The 21,022-nt window shown below is 72.2% G+C and carries 17 protein-coding genes and 2 pseudogenes; 9 read left to right on the top strand and 10 right to left on the bottom strand.

Features of this window, described 5'->3' with window-relative positions:
- Positions 1–167 precede the first annotated feature (167 nt).
- Genes CV755_RS03750 through CV755_RS03740 form a run of 3 tightly spaced genes read left to right on the top strand, consistent with a single transcriptional unit; the run spans position 168 to position 2,625 of the window.
- A complete protein-coding gene (locus CV755_RS03750) occupies positions 168–1,409 on the top strand; it encodes an MFS transporter (RefSeq protein ID WP_109278657.1) in 1,242 nt (413 codons plus the stop codon).
- Positions 1,406–1,843 carry an AMP-binding protein gene (locus tag CV755_RS03745; protein WP_109278656.1) on the top strand — a complete coding sequence of 146 codons (438 nt, stop codon included), beginning with the start codon at positions 1,406–1,408 and terminating at the stop codon, positions 1,841–1,843. The genes CV755_RS03750 and CV755_RS03745 overlap by 4 nt, the downstream gene beginning before the upstream one ends.
- Positions 1,792–2,625, top strand: a complete 834-nt coding sequence (locus tag CV755_RS03740; RefSeq protein ID WP_109278655.1) for an alpha/beta hydrolase family protein — start codon at positions 1,792–1,794, stop codon at positions 2,623–2,625. The genes CV755_RS03745 and CV755_RS03740 overlap by 52 nt, the downstream gene beginning before the upstream one ends.
- Before the next feature lie 22 nt (positions 2,626–2,647).
- Here the strand turns inward: CV755_RS03740 and CV755_RS03735 are convergent, their stop codons facing one another.
- The gene (locus CV755_RS03735; protein ID WP_109278723.1) at positions 2,648–4,618 is read right to left on the bottom strand and encodes a potassium transporter Kup; all 1,971 of its coding nucleotides are present in this window, start codon (positions 4,616–4,618) and stop codon (positions 2,648–2,650) included.
- A 117-nt stretch (positions 4,619–4,735) separates the two neighbouring features.
- Entirely contained in the window at positions 4,736–5,344 is a 609-nt protein-coding gene (locus CV755_RS03730) for a TetR/AcrR family transcriptional regulator (RefSeq protein ID WP_109278654.1), read from the bottom strand.
- Between the two features lie 144 nt (positions 5,345–5,488).
- Here CV755_RS03730 and CV755_RS03725 point away from each other — a divergent pair, with 144 nt between their 5' ends.
- Positions 5,489–6,334 (top strand): SDR family NAD(P)-dependent oxidoreductase, encoded by an 846-nt coding sequence (locus CV755_RS03725; protein WP_109278653.1) that lies wholly within the window; start codon positions 5,489–5,491, stop codon positions 6,332–6,334.
- A 21-nt stretch (positions 6,335–6,355) separates the two neighbouring features.
- On the opposite strand, the pseudogene ppsA reads toward CV755_RS03725, so the two are convergent.
- Together ppsA and CV755_RS03715 are read right to left on the bottom strand one after the other, a co-directional pair.
- Positions 6,356–8,736: pseudogene (gene ppsA, locus CV755_RS03720) on the bottom strand (phosphoenolpyruvate synthase).
- Positions 8,737–8,934: 198 nt separating this feature from the next.
- Complete coding sequence (locus CV755_RS03715; protein ID WP_109278652.1) at positions 8,935–9,804, bottom strand: universal stress protein; 870 nt, start codon at positions 9,802–9,804, stop codon at positions 8,935–8,937.
- Between the two features lie 163 nt (positions 9,805–9,967).
- On the opposite strand from CV755_RS03715, the gene CV755_RS03710 reads away from it, so the two are divergent.
- On the top strand, positions 9,968–10,651 hold the full coding sequence (locus CV755_RS03710) for a helix-turn-helix domain-containing protein (RefSeq protein ID WP_241560954.1): 684 nt from the start codon (positions 9,968–9,970) through the stop codon (positions 10,649–10,651).
- Between the two features lie 176 nt (positions 10,652–10,827).
- Here the strand turns inward: CV755_RS03710 and CV755_RS03705 are convergent, their stop codons facing one another.
- The 4 genes from CV755_RS03705 to CV755_RS03690 all read right to left on the bottom strand — a co-directional run bounded on the left by CV755_RS03705 (position 10,828) and on the right by CV755_RS03690 (position 13,988).
- Positions 10,828–11,319 (bottom strand): hypothetical protein, encoded by a 492-nt coding sequence (locus CV755_RS03705; protein WP_193553337.1) that lies wholly within the window; start codon positions 11,317–11,319, stop codon positions 10,828–10,830.
- Positions 11,320–11,450: 131 nt separating this feature from the next.
- The gene (locus tag CV755_RS03700) at positions 11,451–12,203 is read right to left on the bottom strand and encodes an FAD:protein FMN transferase (protein WP_422070499.1); all 753 of its coding nucleotides are present in this window, start codon (positions 12,201–12,203) and stop codon (positions 11,451–11,453) included.
- Positions 12,196–12,618: an FMN-binding protein gene (locus CV755_RS03695; protein WP_109278648.1), complete on the bottom strand. Its 423-nt coding sequence runs from the start codon at positions 12,616–12,618 to the stop codon at positions 12,196–12,198. The genes CV755_RS03700 and CV755_RS03695 overlap by 8 nt, the downstream gene beginning before the upstream one ends.
- Before the next feature lie 44 nt (positions 12,619–12,662).
- Complete coding sequence (locus CV755_RS03690) at positions 12,663–13,988, bottom strand: ferredoxin reductase family protein (protein WP_109278647.1); 1,326 nt, start codon at positions 13,986–13,988, stop codon at positions 12,663–12,665.
- A 184-nt stretch (positions 13,989–14,172) separates the two neighbouring features.
- On the opposite strand from CV755_RS03690, the gene CV755_RS03685 reads away from it, so the two are divergent.
- Together CV755_RS03685 and CV755_RS03680 are read left to right on the top strand one after the other, a co-directional pair.
- Positions 14,173–14,907: a response regulator transcription factor gene (locus tag CV755_RS03685; RefSeq protein WP_109278646.1), complete on the top strand. Its 735-nt coding sequence runs from the start codon at positions 14,173–14,175 to the stop codon at positions 14,905–14,907.
- A 14-nt stretch (positions 14,908–14,921) separates the two neighbouring features.
- Positions 14,922–16,346 (top strand): sensor histidine kinase, encoded by a 1,425-nt coding sequence (locus tag CV755_RS03680; protein ID WP_109278722.1) that lies wholly within the window; start codon positions 14,922–14,924, stop codon positions 16,344–16,346.
- A 59-nt stretch (positions 16,347–16,405) separates the two neighbouring features.
- Here CV755_RS03680 and CV755_RS03675 read toward each other — a convergent pair whose 3' ends face one another.
- Positions 16,406–18,808 (bottom strand): SpoIIE family protein phosphatase, encoded by a 2,403-nt coding sequence (locus tag CV755_RS03675; protein ID WP_241560953.1) that lies wholly within the window; start codon positions 18,806–18,808, stop codon positions 16,406–16,408.
- Positions 18,809–18,976: 168 nt separating this feature from the next.
- On the opposite strand from CV755_RS03675, the pseudogene CV755_RS35775 reads away from it, so the two are divergent.
- A pseudogene (locus CV755_RS35775) lies at positions 18,977–19,141 on the top strand (NAD-dependent epimerase/dehydratase family protein); the annotation flags it as partial.
- 194 nt (positions 19,142–19,335) lie between these two features.
- On the opposite strand, the gene CV755_RS03665 reads toward CV755_RS35775, so the two are convergent.
- Complete coding sequence (locus CV755_RS03665; protein WP_109278644.1) at positions 19,336–20,064, bottom strand: TetR/AcrR family transcriptional regulator; 729 nt, start codon at positions 20,062–20,064, stop codon at positions 19,336–19,338.
- Between the two features lie 247 nt (positions 20,065–20,311).
- On the opposite strand from CV755_RS03665, the gene CV755_RS03660 reads away from it, so the two are divergent.
- Positions 20,312–20,971, top strand: a complete 660-nt coding sequence (locus CV755_RS03660) for a DedA family protein (protein ID WP_109278643.1) — start codon at positions 20,312–20,314, stop codon at positions 20,969–20,971.
- Positions 20,972–21,022 lie beyond the last annotated feature (51 nt).

Raw genomic sequence — 21,022 nt, 5'->3', positions numbered from 1 at the left:
AGGGGGGCGGTGGTGGCGCCAATGCGCCATCGCTACCCGGCAGTTGAGGACCTGTAAAGAGCTGTCAGAAACCATCTCTCCGCGAGGGGCGCGGGTCACAGCCGGGGTGTGCAACCGCGTAAAAAGTGATCTTGACGGGGCGAGTTTCGGTCCCCTATGAATTGAGGATGCCCAAAAAACGGGGACCGCTGTTAGCCCTGCTCTGTGCGGAGATAGTGTCTGTTTCCGGGTCGCTCATCACCCGGGTGGCTCTGCCATGGTTCGTCCTCGCCACCACCGGCTCCGTAGCACGCATGAGCATGGTGCTGGCCGTCCAGATGCTGTCCATGGCGGTCTGGGGCATTCCGGGCGGAGTCCTCGCGGCCCGCCTGGGCACCCGCGCCTTTATGCGGCTGGCCGACGGCGCACGGGCCCTGCTGGTCGCGCTGGTACCGCTACTGCACTGGCTGGACCGGCTCACCTTCCCCGTCCTGCTGGCGCTCGTCTTCCTCATCGGCGGTTTCTTCACGCCCTACTACGCGTCCCAGCGGGTGCTCCTGCCCGAACTGGTCGGCGATGACGAGCGGTTGCTGACCCGGGCCAACACACTGCTGATGGCCGCCAACCGGGTCACCCTCCTGATCGGCGCGCCCATCGGGGGCGTCCTGGTCGCGGCCTTCGGCGCCCAGCGCGTGCTGTGGATCGACGCGGGCAGCTTCTGGCTGTCCTTCCTGCTCATCTCCCTGTTCGTCAGGACCGGCCGGGCCGTGCCCTCGACCACCGGAGGGGAGGAATTGCTCGCGGGAATCCGGTTCCTGTGGCAGGATCGCGTGCTGCGCCTGTGGACCGTGGCCAACATCGCCTTCGAGATGGCCTGGCAATGCGTCTTCGCGGCCATCCCCATCCTGGCCTTCTCCCGCTACCACGACGACCCGCGCGTCGTGGGCGGACTGCTGGCGGTATTCGGCGTCGGCGCCGTACTGGGCAATGTCCTGGTGATTCCCCTGATGAAGGCCGTCCGGCCGATAAGGCTCATGACCCTGGGGGCCGTTGCCGAATCCCTGGTGCTCTGGACAGCGGTGATCGACGTGCACCTGGTCACCTTCGGCGTTGTCCTGTGCCTGGGCGGGGTCTTCATGGGGTTCATCGAGGGCCCCACCGCCGCACTGCAGACCCGCCGCACCCCGCCCGGGCTGCGGCCGCAGTCCATGTCCGCGTTTATGACGCTGACCCTGGTGGCCGGTGCGCTCGGTCTCACCATGACCGGACCGGCGTTCCAGGCATTCGACGCCCGGATTCCCTTCGCCGTCGTGGCGACCCTGTATTCGTCCGGCGCCGCTCTGCTGATGCTCTCGGCTGCCCGGCTCGCCGCCGAGCCCGCGGCCGATGAGCCGGCGCTCTCCGACTCAAGGACAAAGGACCCCGCGTGAGCGACAGTACCGGGGCGGGTGCGGCACCGGCCCATGGCGGCCGGCGGTCGCCGGACGCTCCTCCCCTGTGCCCCGGCGAATTCCCCGGGGACGCACACTGCCTGCCCGGCCTGATCGCCGCCCAGGCCGCGCGCACGCCCTCGGCACCCGCCGTCACCGCCGCCGGGCGGACCCTCGGCTACGCCGAACTCCACGCCGCCTCCGACCGGTTGGCGCTCGCCCTGCGGGACGCCGGAGTACGGCCGGAGGAGCCGGTTGCCGTCTGCCTGCCCCGGGGCCGGACGGACACGGTCACCGCCTTACTCGCGGTCCTCAAGGCCGGTGCCGGGCCGGCCTCCGCGCGCACGGCCAACTCCCCGCGCACGAGCATGAGGTGCTGCATATGCCCGGCACCGCGCCCGACCCGCGCTGGCTGTCCCGGCCCGAGCCGCTGACCCTGACCGCGGCGGACGGCCGGCCGGTCCGTGGCCTGTACTACCGCCCGGCGCACCCCGGGTATGTGGGCCCGCCCGGGACGTCCCCGCCGCTCATCGTGGTCTGCCACGGCGGCCCCACCGCGCAGTTTCTGGCCGAGTACCGGCCCGGCGTCCGGTACTGGACCAGCCGCGGTTTCGCCGTGCTGGAGCTCAACCAGCGCGGCAGTTCCGGGTACGGCCGTGCCTACCGCGCCGCGCTGGACGGCCGTTGGGGCCTTGCCGACGTGGCGGACTGCGTGGACGCCGCCCGGACGCTGGCCGCCTGTGGAAAGGCCGATGCCCAACGGATGGTGCTGCGCGGGGGCAGCGCGGGCGGGTTCACCGTGCTTGCCACGCTCGCCGCCTCGGACGTCTTCGCGGCGGGCATCAGCTACTTCGGCATCGGCGACCTGCGCCAACTGCGCGAGCATACGCACAAGTTCGAGCAGCATGCGCTGGACCTGCTCATCGGGCCCTGGCCGGAGGCCGAGGGCGAGTACCGGCGCCGCTCCCCGCTGGAACGCTGTGCCGCCATCACCGCCCCGGTGCTGTTCCTGCACGGGCGACGGGACGCCGTGGTGCCCGTCGAGCAGTCGTCGCTCATGGCCGAGCGGCTGACGGCCCGCGGGATCCCGTGCGACCTGGTTCTCTTCGACGAGGAAGGGCATGGATTCGGCCGCCAGGAGACGATCGTGACCGCGCTGGAGGCCGAACTGGCCTTTGTCGGAAAGGCACTTGGACTGGAGCCGCCACCATCCTGACCGGGAACCCCCGCCACCATGCCTACACCTCGATATGCGAGCCCATGATGACCGTGCGGTCACGGGGGAGGCCGAAGTACTCGGCCGCGTCGGCCGTGATGTAGGAGGTCGCGATGAACAGCCGCTTCCGCCAGAGCGCCATCGTCGGCGCCTTCCCCCGCCTGAGGTCGATCTTCGACAGAAAGTAGGACGCCTGGCCGAGCCGCAGCTGCCCCTCGGCCTGGTCCGGGGCGAGCATCGCCAGTGTGCTGGGCACATCCGGCGTCTCCATATAGCCGAACCGGGCGGTGACATGGATGATCCCGTCGTCGGCGTAGCCAAGGCCGTCCACGAGGATCCGCCGGCCGGCCGGAACGCGGGGCACGGGCTCGGTCTCAATGGAAAGGATCACGACCTGGTCGTGCCGTACATGGTTGTGCTCGACATTGGCCCGCATGGCCAGCGGCGTGGTCTCCTTGCCCCGGTTGAGGAACACCGCCGTGCCGGGGACCTGGAGCGTTGAGGTCTTCCCGCTGCGCAGATCGTCGATGAACGCGCTCAGCGAGCCCTCGTGCCGTGCCCGTTCCGCGGTGACGAGTTCCCGGCCGCGCTGCCAGGTCGTCATGACGGTGAAGGCGATAAGGCCGATCAGCAGCGGCAGCCAGGCGCCGTGCACCAGCTTGGTCAGGTTGGCCGCCACAAACAGCAGGTCCACCAGGATCAGCGGGATCGCCCCGATGGTGACCAGCCACACCGGCGCGTTCCACTTGGCATGGGCGACATAGAAGAACAGCAGGGTGGTGATGGTGATGGTGCCGGTGACCGCCATGCCGAAGGCGAAGGCCAGCGCCGTGGAGCTGCGGAAGGCGAGGACCAGCGTAAGGACCGAGACCATCAGCAGCCAGTTGATCCAGGGCACATAGATCTGGCCCATGGTGGACTCGGAGGTGTAGGCGATCCGCAGCCTCGGCAGATAGCCGAGCTGGGCGGCCTGGGAGGCGACCGAGTACGCGCCGGTGATGACCGCCTGAGAGGCGATCACCGTGGCGGCCGTGGCCAGCAGGACCATGGGCAGCCGTCCCCAGTCGGGGGTGAGGAGGAAGAAGGGGCTGCTGACATTGCCGGGACCGGCGAGGATCAGGGCGCCCTGGCCGAGGTAGCTCAGTACGCACGCGGGAAAGACGAGAAACAGCCAGGCCCGGGTGATCGACCGGCGGCCGAAGTGCCCCATGTCGGCATAGAGCGCCTCGGCACCGGTGACCGCGAGTACGACCGCGGCCAGGGCGAAGAAGGCGGTGCCGAAGTGGCCGGCCAGAAAGCCCACGGCATAGACGGGTGACAGGGCTCTGAGGATCTGTGGGTGGCCGGCGATGCCGGCGACGCCGCAGGCACCGATGGCCGTGAACCAGGCGATCATCACCGGCCCGAACACCCGGCCCACCGCCGCGGTCCCCCTGCGCTGCACCAGGAACAGCACCACGATGATCAGCACGGTGACCGGCACCACCGCACTCGCCAGCGAGGAATCGACGACCTTGAGCCCTTCGATGGCGGACAGCACCGAGATGGCCGGAGTGATCATGCTGTCCCCGAGGAACAGCGACGCGCCGAAGATGCCCAGCGCGGCCAGCGCGGCGGTGATGCGCCGGCTCCGCGGTGAACTCCCCCGTCTCAGCAGGGTGATCAGCGCCATGATGCCGCCCTCGCCCTCATTGTCGGCGTGCATCGCCAGCAGCACATAGGTGACCAGAACGATGATCACCACCGACCAGAAGACCAGCGACACCACGCCGTAGACGTTCTGCGTGGTGACCGGGACCGGGTGCGGATCGCTGGGGTTGAAGACGGTCTGGAGGGTGTAGATCGGGCTGGTTCCGATGTCGCCGAAGACCACGCCGAGAGCGCCGATCACCAGTGCGAGGCGCACCGTGTCGTGCTCAGCTGGGTGGCCGGCCTCCGGTGACCATGACGCGGAACCATCGTCCGGCGGAGACCCGTGCCGACGGTCGGCCATGTGGCCCTCCTTGGCGTCCGGTGCATTGCGGCGGACGATACCGATCACACAGCGCAAACCCCGGTAGGCGTGCCTCTCCGGATTTCGGCCGGCGCGGTCGTACGGTCGGCCGCGCGGTCACCGTGCCGGTCCCTGTGCGGGTCCCTGTGCCGGGCTTTGTGCTCCGTAACGGAGGCCGTCGAGGAGGAGGTCGAGGAGGCGGCCGGCCCGTTCGCGTTGTGCGGGGACGCTGGTGATCAGCGAGATGCCGGCGAGGCTGAAGCCCAGGTCGAGTGGGTCGATATCCGGCCGCAGCAGACCGGCGTCGGCGCCGGCGTCCAGCAGGGTGCCGATCGCGGTGCTGAGCTTGTCGATGCTCTGGGCGAAGGGATCCGCGCCGGAGGCGACCGCGGCCCGCAGGGCGTCCGCCATGCCCTGTTTGGCGGCCAGATAGTCGATGAAGTCATCCATCCACCTGCGCATCGCCCGGTCCGCCGGGAAGCGGGCCAGCAGTTTGGCCGCGCTGTCGCAGACCCGGGCCAGCTCATTGCGGTAGGCCGCCTCGATGAGCGCCTCCCGGGTGGGGAAGTGACGGTAGAGGGTGGCCGAGCCGACGCCCGCGGCCTTGGCGATGGTGTCGATCGGAACGTCCGCGCCCTTCTCGGAGAAGGCGCGCACGGCCGCTTCGAGGATGCGTTCCCGGTTGCGGCGGGCATCGGCCCGCAGCGGGCTCGGCTGGCTGGTCAAGGCTGCTCCCTTTGGTCGGAAGGCCAGTCTAACTGGACAACCGGGGAGTTCCCCGGTTAGCGTGATGAGTAAAGCGGGGAGTTCCCCGTTTACGGCTGCGTCCACTCCCTCCACCAGGCAAGGAAGATCCCTATGACCTCCCCTATGACCTCCTCGAACACGGTTCTGATCACCGGCACCTCCTCCGGTATCGGCCTGGCCGCCGCCGTCGCCGCCGCTGAGGCGGGCTGGACGGCCATTGCCACCATGCGTGACACCGGCAAGGCCGGGGCGCTGCTCCAGGCCGCCGCCGAGGCGGGTGTGGCCGACCGCGTCCAGGTCAAGCGGCTGGACGTCACCGACGCCGGCAGCATCACCGCCTGCCTGGACGAGGTGATCGCCGAGCACGGCCGCCTGGACGCGCTGGTCAACAACGCCGGCGCGGCCCAGGTCGGCACCATCGAACAGGGCAGCATCGACGACGTCCGCGCCGCCATGGAGGTCAACTTCTTCGGCGTGGTGGCCGCCACCCGCGCCGCACTGCCCCACCTGCGCGCCGCCCGGGGCCGAGTGATCACCATCACCAGCGTCGGCGGCGTGGTCGGCCAGCCCTTCAACGAGGCTTACTGCGCGGCCAAGTTCGCGGTCGAGGGCTTTATGGAGTCCCTGGCACCCGTCGCCGCGACCGTCGGCGTCGAGGTGACCGTGGTCGAACCGGGCGCGGTGGCCAGCGAGTTCGTCGCCAACCTCGGCCAGGACCTCGACGGCGTGCTCGCCACGGCCGGGCCCTACACCCCGGCCCTTCAGGCGTACCTCGCCCGCACCCGCCAGTCCTTCGCCAACGCCCAGACCCCGGCCGAGGCCGCCGCCCCGGTCATCGAGGCCCTGACCGCCGAGCACCCGGCCTTCCGGATCCAGACCTCCGCGTGGGCCCGCGACTTCGTCGGCGTCAAGCTCGCCGACCTCGACGGCTCGGCCGTCCGGAACCTGACGGGCCCCTGGGTCCGCTGAACCACCCGGAAACAGCCGTCCTCAACGCTGTTCGGCCGCCGCCACATGCTGCTTCACCGCGACGAAACTGTCCGGGGCCACCGAGATCGAATCAATTCCCGCCCCGACCAGGAACGCGGCGAAATCCGGGTCGTCGCTCGGCCGCTGGCCGCACAGCCCCACCGGACGGCCGGCATCGTGCGCGATGGTGATCAAGGTCTCGATGCTCCGGGTCACGGCAGCATCGGTCTCGTCGAAGACGGAGGCCAGCTCGGCCGAGTCCCGGTCCACGCCCAGGGTGAGCTGGGTGAGGTCATTGCTGCCGATGGAGAAGCCGTCGAAGCGCTCGGCGAACTCGCGGGCCAGCACGATGTTCGACGGGATCTCCGCCATGACGTACACCTGAAGCCCCTTGGCACCGCGCCGCAACCCTTCCCGCGCCATGACCTCCAGGACCCGGTCGGCTTCGCCCGGGGTGCGGCAGAAGGGGATCATCACCACCACATTGGTCAGGCCGGATTCCTCCCGCGCCCGCCGGATCGCCCGGCACTCCAGGGCGAAGCCGTCGCGGTAACCCTCGCTGTAGTAGCGGCTGGCACCACGCCAGCCGATCATCGGGTTGGCCTCGGCCGGCTCGAAGGGCCGGCCGCCGACCAGCTTGGCGTACTCATTGGTCTTGAAGTCGCTGGTGCGCAGGATCACCGGGGACGGCCAGCGGGAGGCGGCGATGGTGGCCACCCCGCGGGCCAGACGGTCCACAAAGTACTCGGTACGGTCGCCGTACCCCTCGGTCAGCTCGTCCACCGAGCGCCGCTCCTCGGCGGAGAGCCGGTCCGGCCGGACGAGTGCCATGGGGTGGACCTTCACCTGATGGGCCACCATGAACTCCATCCGCGCCAGCCCCACGCCGTCCGCCGGCAGCTGCCACCAGCGGAACGCCGCGGCCGGGTCGGCGAGATTGAGCATCACCCGGGTACGGGTCACCGGCAGCCCGGTGAGATCGACGTCCGACTCCTCGTAGCCCACCAGCCCGGCGTAGACGTGGCCCTCCGAGCCCTCGGCGCAGGAGACGGTGACCGGCCGGCCATCGGCCAGGACGGCGGTGGCGTCGCCGGTGCCGACCACCGCCGGGACGCCGAGCTCCCGGCTGACGATGGCGGCATGCGAGGTACGCCCGCCATGGTCGGTGATGATCGCCGCCGCACGCTTCATCAGCGGCTCCCAGTCGGGGTCGGTCACCGGCGTCACCAGCACCGAGCCGCCGGGGAAGCGTTCCAGCCCCACGGGCGACGCCAGCGCGCACACCGGTCCGGCACCCACGGCCTCGCCCACGGCCACACCGGTGGCCAGCAGCTCGCCGGTGCCGGTGAGCCGGTAGCGGCGCAGCACGGCCGGGGGGCGCCGGGACCGTACGGTCTCGGGGCGAGCCTGCACCACAAACAGCTCCCCGGTCCGGCCGTCCTTGGCCCACTCCAGGTCCATGGGCGTGCCGTAGTGCCGTTCGACCGCCACCGCCCACTCGGCCAGCCGCCGTGCCTCGGTGCCGTCGAGCACGGGCGCCGCCCGCCGGGCCGGGTCGGTGTCCACCACGCGGGTCAGGCCGCCCTCGGCGTAGACCACCTTGGCGTGCTTGCCGCCGATGACCACCCGGATCACCGGGTCCAGGTCCGGATCCGCCAGCAGGGGCTTGAACACCACATACTCGTCCGGGTCCACCCGCCCGCTCACCACACTCTCGCCCAGCCCCACGCCGCGTTGATCACCACCACTCCGGGGAACCCGGTCTCGGTGTCCAGCGTGAACATCACCCCCGCCCCGCCCAGGTCGGAGCGGACCATCAGCTGCACCCCGACCGACAGCGCCACCGAGAGCTGGTCGAAACCCATCCGTTCCCGGTAGTCGATCGCCCGGTCGGTGAAGAGCGAGGCGTAACAACGACGGCACGCCTCCAACAGCCCCGTCGCGCCCCGGACGTTGAGAAAGGTCTCCTGCTGCCCGGCGAAACTCGCCTCCGGCAGATCCTCGGCGGTGGCGCTGCTGCGCACGGCGACATCGGGATCGGTACGCCCGGCCTGCCGGGCGAGCCGGGCGTACGCCTGGGTGATCTCCTCCCGCAGCGCCGCCGGCAGGGGCGTGGCCAGGACATCGGCCCTGATGGCGGCGCCCACGTCGGACAGCGCCGCACCTGCCGCCAAGCGCGCCAGATGTGCGGCGATCCGGTCGCCCAGGGCATCGGTCAACAGGAACTCGCGGTAGGCGTCGGCGGTCGTGGCGAACCCGTCGGGCACTTGCACACCGGCGGGGGACAGGTGCCGGATGAGCTCGCCGAGCGAGGCGTTCTTGCCGCCGACCGTGGGTACGTCCGAGCGGCTCAGGCCGGAGAAGGGAATGACGCGCCCAATGACACGTCCGCCGGTGGACATCGCGCTCCTCGACAGTGCGGGACCGCCCAGCGGGGGGCGGTGACGCCGACGGGAGGGCCCCATCCGCTTCTCGTGGATCCGGATTGCGCGGTGCACGGCCGCGAGCCGCTTCCCCGCGTCCCTTGCGGGTCCTCCCGCCACTTCCATCACACCACACCGGGGGCCGCCCTGCCATGGCTCAGTGCCGGAGACGTGCCCTCACCCGTGCGGCACCACCGCCACCGGACAGCGCGCATGGTGCAGGGCCGCATGGCCGGTCCGGCCCAGATGCAGCCCGAACCCCTCCTGCCGCCGGGCGGCGCCGAGTACCAGCAGGTCGGCCTCGGCGGCCGGGCCGAGCAGCACCCGGTGCGCCGGCCCCTCCAGCGCAGTGCGGGTGACGGGGACATCCGGGTGGGCCGTCACGGCGTCCTCCAGCACCTCGTCCAGGACGGCTTTCGCCCATTCCTCGTAGGACCGGGCGGCGGAGTCCAGCACGCCCAGGGCGTCCGTGGGCTGCTGAGGGCTGCGCCAGGCCCGTACGGCCTGGAGCTCGCACCCACGGGTCCCGGCCTCGCGCAGGGCGAAGCGCACGGCGGTGGCCGCCTCGTCCGCCTCGCCCACGCCGACGACGACCCGGTGGCTCATGCCCTTGATGTTGCGCTCCTCGCCGCGCACCACGACCACCGGGCAGCGGGCCCGGCCGGCGACGGCGAGGCTCACCGAGCCCAGCAGAAACCCCTTGACGGCTCCGCGCCCGGAGCATCCGGTCACCACGAGGGAGGCGCCGTCCGACTCCTCCACCAGTGCTTCCGCGGCGTCGTCCGGAACCGTCACCGCGGTCACCCCCAGACCGGGCGAGAGCTGCCGGGCGCGCTGCTCGGACGAGGCGACGATGTGCTGGGCCGCCACTTCCTCCGCCGGCCGTTCGTCCCCGAAGGAGGGCACCGCACCTTCGTACCGCTCCCACAAGGAGGCGTAGACCACCCGCAGGGGGAGGCCGGACCTGGTTGCTTCCTCGGTGGCCCAGTCGAGGGCGGCAAGGCTGCCGTCCGATCCATCGATGCCCACCACCACGGGAGGACCCATCGTGCTCACCGCCTCACCGGTCGCCGCAACGCTTCCGCATCCACCATCCCTCGCCGCTGCCGCCGGGGCATATCGGGGGAGCATGGCGCCGGAATGCGGACGGCGGCCGGGCTGGGGAAGATGGGGCGCAGGTGCTGCTGCGACAAGGAAGCGGGACACGGCCATGGCCACGGAACCAGCGGACGAGGCCGGCTCCGGCCGGCTGCGTTCCGGCAGCGACCTCGGCCGCCGGGTGGCCCGGCGCCGGGAGGAACTGGGCCTGACCCGCGAGGAGATGGCCGCCCGGGCCAGGATGGACGCCGGCTACCTCGCGTACCTGGAGTCGCGGACCGGCAGCGTCTCGCGGGAGACGCTCACCGCCCTGGCGGGCGCGCTGGAGACCTCCGTCGCCGAGCTGCAGGGTGCGGGCCTTGAACAGCCCCCCGGCAGGTCTTCCCTCGCGGCCGCCCCGCACCTGGAGCGGCTGTCCCTTCCGGAGTGCCGGGAGAAGCTCGCTGCGGGCGGCATCGGCAGGGTGGTCTTCTCCAGGGCGGAAGGTCCTGAGGTGGCACCGGTCAACTACCGGTTCGTCGGTGACTCCATCGTCTTCCGCACGGCCGCCGGGGGCGTGCTCTCCGGTGTGGTCGGCGGCGCCGTCGCCTTCGAGATCGACAGGATCGACGAGGTGCGCAACGAGGGGTGGAGCGTTCTGGTGAGAGGAGTGGCCCAAGCCGTCACCGAACCCCAGGAACAGCGGCGTCTGGGCGCCGGCGACGGCCCCCGGTCCTGGGCGGGCGGCGAACGGGAGACCTGGGTGCGCATTCCCGTCGGCACGATCAGCGGCCGCCGCATCCGCAGCGGCCTGTAGGACGGAAGGGCCGCTCTCCGGTGCCGGCGTTCCGGGCGGAGGAGCGTCACCGGGCCGCGGCAGGGCCGTGGTGGCCGGCCGCGGGGTCTGGTCCGGCGTCGGCGGCCGACCCGGTGCGCCCTACGGCCATGGACACCTCCTCCGGGCACCCCCCGTGGGAGACGCCGCGGGCATGCTCAGTGCTGGACGGCCGTCTTGGCGGCGACGATGACCAGACCGAGCACCAGGTTCACCAGGCCGGAGAGCGCGACCAGCCGAGGAGAGGCCCCGGCCCGCGCAGCGGCCACACTCGCCCAGGCGACCTGCTCGACCAGGGCGACCCCCAGTGCGAACCATGCCGTTCCGGCAAGTCCCAGCCCCAGCAGCGGGCTGATCGCCACCGCGAGGGCCGGGGGAACGGCGGCCTGGACCACCGGCCACTCCTGGCCGGCCGTATGGCGTATCTCGCCCCGGGTCAGGAGCTGCCCGTGCGCCCGCTCCCCCGCCAGCCGGGCGTAGACATGTGCCGCCCAGAACACCAGGCCGGTGACCAGAAGGAGCAGGACCAGCCCCAGGCGGGAGAACGGACCGAACCCCGCCGTCCCGGCGATGACGGACGCGGCCAGGAGCGCACCGTAGATCGCACCCGCGTAGTCGGTACGCGGCCGGTCGGGGCGGATGGTTGGCACATCTCCAGAGCGAATGCTTGGCACATCTCCAGAATCGCCGCGACCACCGCGCGGTGCACCACGAAGGCCACCCGCCCGCAGCAGCCCGCCGGCCGTGGCCGGGCCCGGCGGGAACTCGGCCATGCCCACGGTCAGGAGGTGTCCCCGGAGGGGAAGCGGGCGTCGGCGGTACGGGTGCCGTCGGGGTGGACGGCCAGGGCCGGGTAGCCGGGGACCGGTACTGCGCGGCCGCGGGCCATATGGGCGGTGGCATGGACGTCGGCCCAGGTCAGGCTGGGGCCGACGACCGTGACGGCGAGCAGCGCGGTGGCCGGGCGGCCGGTGTGCGGGTCGGTGATATGGGCGCCGCGCTCCGCCGTTCCCGAGGTGGCCACCGCCATATCGCGGCCCTGGACGGTGCCGGTCAGCCGCCCGGGGTGCCGCGGGTCCGCCAGGCCGATCCGCCAGGGCTCACCGGGCGCCGCCTCGCCGCACAGCCGCAGGTCGCCGCCCCCGTTGACACAGAGGTTGCGCGCGCCCGCGGCGAGCAGCAGGTCCGCGGCGCGTTCCACGGCCCAGCCCTTGACCAGGCCGGAGGGGTCCAGCCGGCCGGCGGCGGTGGCGCTGAAGAAGCCCCCGGTGCGCTGCTCGGCCAGGGCGCACAGCCGCAGCACCTCGCCGACCTCGGGCGGACACCGGTCCACCGTGATCTCACCGCGGCCCAGCCGGCTGACCGCGCTGTCCGGCCGGTAGGTGGAGAAGACCGCGTCCACCTGGTGCAGCAGGCGCACCGCCGCCGCCAGCGCCCGGGTGACGGCCGGGGTGGCCGGGTCGCGGAGATCGAAGGAGAAGACGGTGCCCATCACCCGCTCCACATGGCGCGTGCCGCGCCCCCGCTCAGGCACCGGCCTGGTCCAGGGCGCTCTGCAGGGACCGGATATAGCCCTCGCTGGTGTAACTGGCACCGCTGACCGCGTCGATACGGGCGCTCTGCGCGCCCAGCGCCTCCTGGGTCAGCCGGGGCACCGCATAGTCGGCGATCTCCTGGTCACGGCCGTTGTCGGAGGGTGTCTGGAGCACCTTGACCGCGGTCAGCCGCCCTTGCCGGAGCGTGGCGGCGACCTGAACCGGGCCATAGCGGGTGTCGATGACCTGGCCGGTGAAGGTGCCGGTGCGGCTGCCGCCGCCGGAGTGGGCGGGCGGGGTCCTGCCGGGCGGCGGTACCGCGACGGGCGGGGGAGTGGCCCGGTGCGGTTTGAGGGCCAGCAGCAGTACCACGCCCGCCACGGTGGAGACGGTGGCCAGGACGGCTCGGCGCATAGGAGGCTCCCTAAATCGTCGGTCGGGCAGCGGTGTGCCGGCGGTCAGAAGGCGAAGGACTCATGGTGGATGCGGCGGCCGGGTACGCCCGCACGCCGCAGGGCCCGCAGCGCCGCCTCGGTCATGCCGGGCGGGCCGCAGAGGTAGACCTCGTGCTCGGCCAGATCGGGCACCAGCCGTTGCAGGGAGCGGGCGGTCAGCGGCACCGCCTGGCCCGCCGGGCCGTCCACCGCGTAGTGCACCCGGGCGCCACGGGCCGCGGCTATCGCCTCCAGTTCGCCGCGCAGCGCCAGGTCCTCGGCCCGCCGGGCCCGGTAGAGCAGGGTCACCTCGCCGGGCAGGGTCTCGAACAGGGCGCGCAGCGGGGTGATGCCCACGCCCCCGCCCAGCAGCAGCGTCTTGCGCTCCCCGCGGCGGGCGGCGGCGGTGAACGCCCCGTACGGGCCCTCGGCCCACACTCGGGTGCCGGGGGCCAGCCGGGCCACGGCGGCGCTGTGCGTTCCGGCCGCCTTGACGGTGATACGCAGCAGGTCCGGCCGGGCCGGGGCGGACAGCGAGTAGGGGTTGGCCGTCCACCACAGGCCGCGGGTCAGGAACCGCCAGCGGAAGAACTGCCCCGGTTCGGCGGCCAGTTGGTCCAGCCCTTCACCGGTGAGATAGACCGAGACCACCCCGGGCGCCTCCGGCCGTACCCCGGCCACCCGCAGCCGGTGCCGCAGCCCGCGGCGCACCGGGAGGATGAAGCGGTACCACAGCAGCAGGGCGGCCACTCCCAGATAGAGCGCGTACCAGGCCAGTTGGGCCTTCTGGTTGCCCACGAAGTCGGCGCCGTCGGCCAGTTGGTGGCCGAAGGCCAGGAACACCGCAAGATAGGTGGCCCAGTGCAGATAGTGCCAGGTCTCATAGCCGAGCCTGCGGCGGGCGGCGCGCGCCGAGATCACTCCGGTGGCCACCAGCAGCAGAAAGCCGATGGTGCCCTTGAGCATCTCCGGGTAGTCCAGGACCAGGGTGGTGGTCTGGTGCACCAGCCCGGAGCGGGTGGTCCGGGAGTAGCCGAGGATGATCAGCAGGGTATGGGCCAGGGCCAGGCCCACCGTGTAGCGGCCACCGGCCGCGTGCCAGCGGGCCAGCCGGTCGGTGCCCACTCCACGGTCCACCGCCGGCACCCGGGCCATCAGGGCCAGCAGCACGGCGCAGGAGTATCCGGCGAGCAGACCGGTGATCCGGCCGGCCCCGGTGAGCCAGCCCGCGGTGCCGACCACAGAGGTGGTGTCGGACCACCACAGGCCGGTGACCCCGGCCGCACCGGCCCAGATCAGCGTCTGGGCGGCGAGCGGGGTGATCCTCACTCGCTGCCGGTGGACGGTCATAAGCGCTCCCTCTTCCGCGTGGCGGAGCCTCCCCAGGGCGGGGCGGGTCGCTCGGCCGGGCGCCAGCCTGGCAGCGCTTCCTTTGAGAACCCTCTGAGCGGCCGGGCGGCGGGCGTCCTCAGAAGGAACTCATAGGGAAATCCGTGCACCGGCACCCGTCGCGGCAGGGGATCCTTGAAGGGCCATGGAGAACCACACCCGGCCCCGCGCCCTGCTCCGGCCCGACGGCACGCCCGTACGGGTCCTGGTCGTCGATGACGAGGACGATCTGACCGAGGTCCTCTCCCGGGCCCTGCGCCACGAGGGCTGGCAGGTGCGCACCGCGGCGGACGGGGCCGGGGCGCTGGCCGCCGCCCGCTCGCTGCGCCCGGACGCCGTGGTGCTGGACTGGATGCTGCCGGACATGGACGGGCTGCGGGTGCTGCGCGAGCTGCGGGCCCTACTGCCCGAGGTCTGTGTGCTCTTCCTCACCGCCCGGGACGCGGTGGAGGACCGGATCGCCGGGATCACCGCGGGCGGCGACGACTATGTCACCAAGCCCTTCAGCCTGGAGGAGGTGCTGGCCCGGCTGCGCGGACTGCTGCGCCGGGCCGGGATGACCGGCTCCCCGGGCGGCAGCCTGCTGGTGGCCGGGGACCTGGTGATGGACGAGGAGGCACGGGAGGTCACCCGGGGCGGCACGGTGGTGGAACTGTCCCGCACCGAGTTCGAGCTGCTGCGGTTTCTGATGCGCAATCCGCGCCGGGTGCTGTCCAAGGCACAGATCCTGGACCGGGTCTGGTCCTATGACTTCGGTGGCCGGGCACATGTGGTGGAGCTCTACATCAGCTATCTGCGCAAGAAGATCGACGCCGGGCGGACGCCACTGATCCACACCGTGCGCGGGGTGGGCTATGTCCTCAAGCCGGAGCAGCCGTGAGCATCCTCGGCCGGATGCCGCCGCGCACCCTGCGCGGCCGGCTGACCGCTGGGCTGGTGGCCCTGCTCGCCCTGGTCTGCCTGGCCGTGGGGGTGACCACCGCGCTGGCCCTGCGGACCTTCCTGGTCGGCCGGCTCGACCAGCAACTGGCCGCGTCCCATGGGAAGTTCGCGGCCAGCCTGGAGCATGACGAGCGCCCGGACGCCGACAACCGGCCCGACACCAGGGGGCAGGCGGACGGCACCTTCGGGGCGCGTCTGAAGCACGGCGAGACCACCCAGGCCGCGGTGGTACGGCAGCAGAGCGACGCCGCCGTGCCGCTGACCGGCCAGGACCTCGGCACGCTGGCCGCCCTCCCGGCGGACGGGCGGGGGCACAGTGTGCGGATCTCCGCACTGGGCCGCTACCGGCTGACGGCGGTCCCCGGCGACGACGGCGATGTCCTGGTGACCGGGCTGCCGCTGCACCGGGTGGAGGAGACGGTGCACCGCCTGGAACTGGTGGAGGCGGCCGTCTTCGGCACCGCACTGACGGTGACCGGACTGGCCGGGGCGGTCTGGGTGCGGCTGGCGCTGCGGCCGCTGCACCGGGTGGCGGCCACCGCCGACGAGGTCACCCGGCTGCCGCTGGCCAGCGGCGAGGTGGAGATGCCGGACCCGGTGCCGGACACCGACCCGCGGACCGAGGTGGGCCGGGTCGGCGCGGCGCTCAACCGGATGCTGGGACATGTCGGGGACGCGCTGAGCCGCCGGCAGGCCGGCGAGGAGCGGCTGCGCAGATTCGCCGCCGACGCCAGCCATGAGCTGCGTACCCCGGTGGCCACCGTACGGGCCCATGCGGAGCTGGCACTGCGCCACCCGGAGCCGGTGCCGGAGGAGGTGCGGCACGCCCTGGAGCGTATCCAGTCCGAGTCCCGGCGGATGAGCGGCCTGGTGGACGACCTGCTGCTGCTGGCCCGGCTGGACGCGGGACGGCCGCTGGCCCGCGAGCCGGTGGACCTGACCCGGCTGGCGCTGGACGCCATGGACGACGCCCGGGCGGCCGCCCCCGGTCACCGCTGGCTGCTGGACCTGCCGGAGGAACCGGTGCTGGTGCCGGGAGACGAGCACCGGCTGCACCAGGTGATCGCCAACCTGCTGGCCAACGCGAGGGTGCATACGCCTGCCGGTACCCAGGTGGAGTTGCGGCTGGCGCCCGCGCCGGACGGAGCCGTCGAGCTGACCGTGACGGATGACGGTCCGGGCATCCCGGCGGAGCTGCTGCCGGAGGTCTTCCAGCGCTTCACCCGCGCCGACCACCAGCGCTCCCGGCGCACCGGCAGCACCGGACTGGGTCTGGCCATCGTCTCGGCGGTGACCACGGCCCACGGCGGCCGGGCGACCGCCGAAAGCCGGCCGGGCCGCACGGTGTTCTCGGTGCGGCTCCACCCGGCCCGGTAGGGGCGCGGGGCCCCGCCCCACCGTGGGGCCCCGGCTGCCGGTCGCACGGTTCGCCGCTGTCAGGCGCCCGGCAGATGCACATCCAACAGGCAGATGTCATCGCGCTGTTGACCCGACAGCAACCGGTCCAGCAACGGCTGGAGCGAACCCTTGCCCGCCTCGCCCAGCTCGCGCCGGGCCGCCTCGGCGAAGCGGCCGAAGCCCTCGTCCAGGTGCTCACGGGGGCGTTCGATCAGTCCGTCCGTGTAGAGCAGCAGATGGTCGCCGGGCTCGAGCAGGCACTCGGCCTCGGCATGGTGCGGCTGTGGTGTGGCACCCAGCAGGATGCCGTCGGGCGGGGTGAGGAATTCCGCCTTGCCCTGGCGGACCAGCAGCGGTGGCGGATGGCCGGCCTGGGCCCAGGTCAGGCAGCGGCGCGTGGGGTCGTAGCGGCCGAGCACCATGGTGGCGGTGGTGTGGTGCCCGTCATGGGTGTGCAGCAGCAGGGTGTTGAGCCGCTGGAGCGCTCCGGTCAGCGAGGAGCCGGTGAAGACCATGCCCTTGGCGGTGAAGCGCAGCTGCGCCATGGTGGCCACCGCGTCGATGCCGTGCCCGGCGACGTCGCCGACCGCGAACAGCACGCTGCCATCGGGCATTTCCACCGCGCTGTACCAGTCGCCGCCCACATTGAGGTCGTCATGGGAGGGCAGATAGGCCACCTCCACCCGCAGGCCCGCCAGGTTCAGCGACTGCCCGGGCAGCGGCAGCAGCGCGTGCTGGAGGCGGGCGGCGACGGTGCGTTCGGCCTCCAGCACATTGCGCTGGGCCAGCACCGCCCGCTGGGTCTCGGTCAGGGCCAGCTCGGCACGGCGCCGGGCGGTGAGATCCTGGACGAAGGCATGCACCTCCACCGGGGCGCCATCGGCGTCCGGCACCGCCTCGGCGACCATCCGCAGATGCCGCACACCGGTGCCCGTACGGATCCGGAACTGATGGTCCAGCCCGGTGCCCCCGCCGAGAAGCTCCCGCAGCGCCCGGGTGAAGCCCGGCAGGTCCTCGGGCAGCACCCGGCCCGGCAGTTCGTCCAGTGACATCGGGCCCAGTGCCCGGTCCCGGTCGAGGATGTCGTACACCTGGGGTGACCAGGTGACGGTGTCGGCCACCAGGTTCCAGTCCGCCCAGCCGAGGTTGCCCACCCGCTGGAGCTCGGAGAGCAGTTCCCGCTGGCGGGCGGCCTCATCCTGGCAGGACCAGGTGACCACCAGCCGGTCGCCCAGCCTGGCGGCCCGCAGGGTGTAGGCGGAGTGCTGCCGGACCCCGGCCTCCACCGCCTGGTAGAGGAAGGGCCCGGTCCGGTAGACGGCGCCGGTGTCCAGGGTCTCCAGATAGCCCTGCCAGACCGGGGAACCGGCCATGGTCGGATAGGACTCCAGCAGACGCATCCCCACCAGCCGGTGGCCGCGCCGGCCGGCGACGTCCACCGAGGCGGGGGCGGCAGCGTCGATCCGGAAGTCCTCGACCTGGCCGGCCGCCGAGCGCAGCGGGGTGAGCAGGACGGCCGGCCCGGGGAGGGCGTCGAAGACGGCCTGGACCTGCTCCGCCGTGCGGTCGGCGGGCCGTCCGCCGCCGGTGCCGGTCACGCTCAGGCTGCCCGCGCACAACCTGGCCGTCCCCCGCAGCAGTTCGCGGGCGGCCGGGGCAAAGGGGGCGTCCACGGTGCGCAGTACGCCCAGGGCCGCGGTGACCTTGCCACCGGTGACCACCGGGAGCCAGGCGCGGGTGGGCCACCGGCAGACGGGCTCCCCGATCAGGTGGTAGCGGTCCGCGTCGCGTTCGGCGTCCTCCAGCCACACCGCCTCGCCGCGCCGGATCACATCCAGGGCGGCGATCCCGCTGACCGGCGGCACATGCCGCCACTGGGCCGCCACGGTGGCCCCGACGCCGGCGTGCCCGGCCAGCTCCAGGGCACCGTCACCGGTACGGGTGTAGAGCATCACGGCGTCGGCCAGCACCGGATCGGCGGCCAGCTGGTCCAGCAGCCGCCGGGCCACATCATGCGAATCGGTGACGCCGGCCAGGGCCTCGCCCAGCGCCCCCAGTGCCGTGCTCTCCGGCGGCCGCGGGGCGTCGCCGCCGGTGTGCCGGGGACGAGGACCGGGGCCGGACGCGCCGGGGGAGCGCTCGCCGCCCCGGGCGGCGGGTACGGCCGGGCGCGGCCGGATCTCACCGAGGACTATCCACGACTCCTCCGTGAGCGTGCGTCCTCCGGCCGCCGCACGCCGGGTCAGCTCCTCCTGGGCCTCCGGGGCCGAGCAGCCGGAACGGGCCATCAATACGCCCTTGGCACGTTCCAGTACGGCGGTGGTGGATGCCAACTGCTCCAGCCGCTCATTGTCGGACCGCAGCTTGGCCACTACCCGGGCCAGTGCGACCACAGCAGGCAGTGTGGCGGGGTCCTCGTCGCGCACAGACTCGCTCGTCACGCCCCTGAGCATTGCACACCCCGGGCCCCGGCGGACCGTTCACTTCTGACCGGTCCCGGCCTGCGGCAGCATGGGAGCCGGGTATGTGCTCACTTCGACGGATCTTTACCGGCCCGGCGCCCGTGACCGGGGCGTTCGGGCCGCGAACACCCGCGCTGCTGTGCGCGGGTGAGTCTTTATGTCGTTATAGGAGCCGGGCCCGCCGGGGCGGCCACCGCCCGGCTGCCGGCTGAAAAGGGCAATTCCGTACGGGTTATCACCAAATCCGGCCGTGACCCGGAGCCCGGAATCGAGCACCTCGCCCTGGACGCCACGGACAGCACCCGGCTGACCGGCTGGAACTCACGCTGAAAAAGGGTGTGTTCCATCCGGTCGAGCATGGGGTCCTGCCACGGCCGGGGGCGCATCCCTGCGCTGCCCGGCGCTGCCGATGTGCTGGGCGAGCTGCGCCGCAATGACAAAACAGAGGGTTCTGGTGGTGTTCACGGCCTGATTCCCCGCCGGTGCCGCGCACGCGGGCGGATGGTCTAGTCGGTGTGCTCGCCCAAGGGAACCGCGAGTCCGGTGCTCTCGGCCGCCACGGCGATGGCGTAGTCGAAGAACGCGGACTCGTCCCGGACGCTGTCATGGGTGCGGCTGAAGACCTGGAAGACCAGGAGCCCGATCAGATTGCTCCACAGCACGATGCCGCGCTCGACAAGGTCCGCGAACGGGGCCTCGGGCAGGCCGCCGAAGAGCTCCACCGCCTCCGGCAGCAGCAGCGGGGGGCCGGGCAACGCCCGCCGGGGCGGGGTGAGTTCACCGGCCTCCAGCGCCGAGCGGATGATCCCGGCCAGCACGGCGGGGGTGCGCGAGGCGGCCGGGACGGTGTCCTGCGGGGCGTGGTAGCCGGGGACCGGCGAGCCGTAAATCAGCGTGAACTCACCGGGGTTGGCAAAGGACCACTGCCGCAGGGCCCGGCTCACCGCGAGCAGCCGGGCACCCGCCGGGGCGCCCGCCTCCCGGGCCTCCTGGTCCGCCCGCTCCATGGCGGCACCGGAGTCGTTGTAGGCGTCGATGACCAGCGCGGTCAGCAGATCGTCCCGATGCGGGAAGACCGCCGCCACCTCGCCGGCGGCAAAGCCGCCGCCCTCGGCGACGGCATCCAGGGACAGCCTTCCGGCGCCCAGTTTCACCAGCAGTTGACGGGCGGCGGCCTTGATCGCCGCCTCCGGCCCGGTGTTTACGTCCGTAGCGCTCGTTCCGGAAAGATCCATGGCCCAAACCGTATCTGTGCGCTACCGCGACATCACAGGCCGGGTGGCCGGTAAATATCGCCGGCAGCGCGCTCAGGGCGACCGTTTGTGTGCGCTGAGTAGTGGAAAAGTGGCGAAATGCCCGCTTCCCCGGCCTCGCTCAACCAAAGGCCCGGAACCCGAGTCTCTGTACTCAAGTACGCTTCCCGGGGTGCGCCCGCATCGGCGCGCGCCGGGAAACAGGTCGTCATCCGGGGAGGAACCGGCGTTGCACATCCAGCATTGGCTCGAAACGGTGCCGGCGGTCGCCGTCTACCTGATGGTGGGCGGGGTCATCGGCCTGGAGAGCCTGGGCATCCCGCTTCCCGGTGAGATCGTCCTGGTCAGTGCCACGCTGATGGCGGCCTCCCAGGACCACATCAACCCCTATGTGCTGGGCGCCTGCGCGGTGGCCGGAGCGATCATCGGTGACTCCATCGGCTATCTGATCGGCCGCAAGGGCGGCAAGCCGCTGCTGGCCTGGCTGGGCCGTAAGTTCCCCAAGCACTTCGGGCCGCACCATGTGGCCACCGCCGAGCGGTCCTTCACCAAGTGGGGCATGTGGGCCGTCTTCGTCGGCCGCTTTATCGCCCTGCTGCGGATCTTCGCCGGGCCGCTGGCCGGTGTGCTGAAGATGCCGTACTGGAAGTTCCTGATCGCCAATGTGCTCGGCGGCATCTGCTGGGCCGGCGGAACGGTCGCGCTGGTCTACACCGTGGGCAAGGCGGCCGAGAAGTGGATGGGCCAGATCTCCTACTTCGGTCTGGCCGCCGCCGCGCTGTTCGGGGTGGGCTCCTTTGTGATGATGCGGATCAAGGCCAAAAAGGCCGCGGCCCGGAGCGGCGAGCGGCAGGAGGCGGAGTCGGCCCCCGCCACCGTGGGCGAGTAGGGCGCCAGAACGCGGATCCGGGGCCCGCCGGCACTGCCGGCGGGCCCCGCT

Origin of the sequence: Streptomyces orinoci, from assembly GCF_003121295.1 — a bacterium.
Taxonomy (GTDB): Bacteria; Actinomycetota; Actinomycetes; order Streptomycetales; family Streptomycetaceae; genus Streptomyces; species Streptomyces orinoci.
Note: the sequence above shows the minus strand (reverse complement) of the source record. Positions and strands in the feature narration are given on the sequence as shown.

Coding starts and splice junctions, on each gene's coding strand:
- CV755_RS03750 (WP_109278657.1), top strand. CDS start 168: ATGCCCAAAAAACGGGGACCGCTGTTAGCCCTGCTCTGTGCGGAGATA.
- CV755_RS03740 (WP_109278655.1), top strand. CDS start 1,792: ATGCCCGGCACCGCGCCCGACCCGCGCTGGCTGTCCCGGCCCGAGCCG.
- CV755_RS03735 (WP_109278723.1), bottom strand. CDS start 4,618: ATGGCCGACCGTCGGCACGGGTCTCCGCCGGACGATGGTTCCGCGTCA.
- CV755_RS03725 (WP_109278653.1), top strand. CDS start 5,489: ATGACCTCCTCGAACACGGTTCTGATCACCGGCACCTCCTCCGGTATC.
- CV755_RS03715 (WP_109278652.1), bottom strand. CDS start 9,804: ATGGGTCCTCCCGTGGTGGTGGGCATCGATGGATCGGACGGCAGCCTT.
- CV755_RS03710 (WP_241560954.1), top strand. CDS start 9,968: ATGGCCACGGAACCAGCGGACGAGGCCGGCTCCGGCCGGCTGCGTTCC.
- CV755_RS03695 (WP_109278648.1), bottom strand. CDS start 12,618: ATGCGCCGAGCCGTCCTGGCCACCGTCTCCACCGTGGCGGGCGTGGTA.
- CV755_RS03690 (WP_109278647.1), bottom strand. CDS start 13,988: ATGACCGTCCACCGGCAGCGAGTGAGGATCACCCCGCTCGCCGCCCAG.
- CV755_RS03685 (WP_109278646.1), top strand. CDS start 14,173: ATGGAGAACCACACCCGGCCCCGCGCCCTGCTCCGGCCCGACGGCACG.
- CV755_RS03680 (WP_109278722.1), top strand. CDS start 14,922: ATGCCGCCGCGCACCCTGCGCGGCCGGCTGACCGCTGGGCTGGTGGCC.
- CV755_RS03665 (WP_109278644.1), bottom strand. CDS start 20,064: ATGGATCTTTCCGGAACGAGCGCTACGGACGTAAACACCGGGCCGGAG.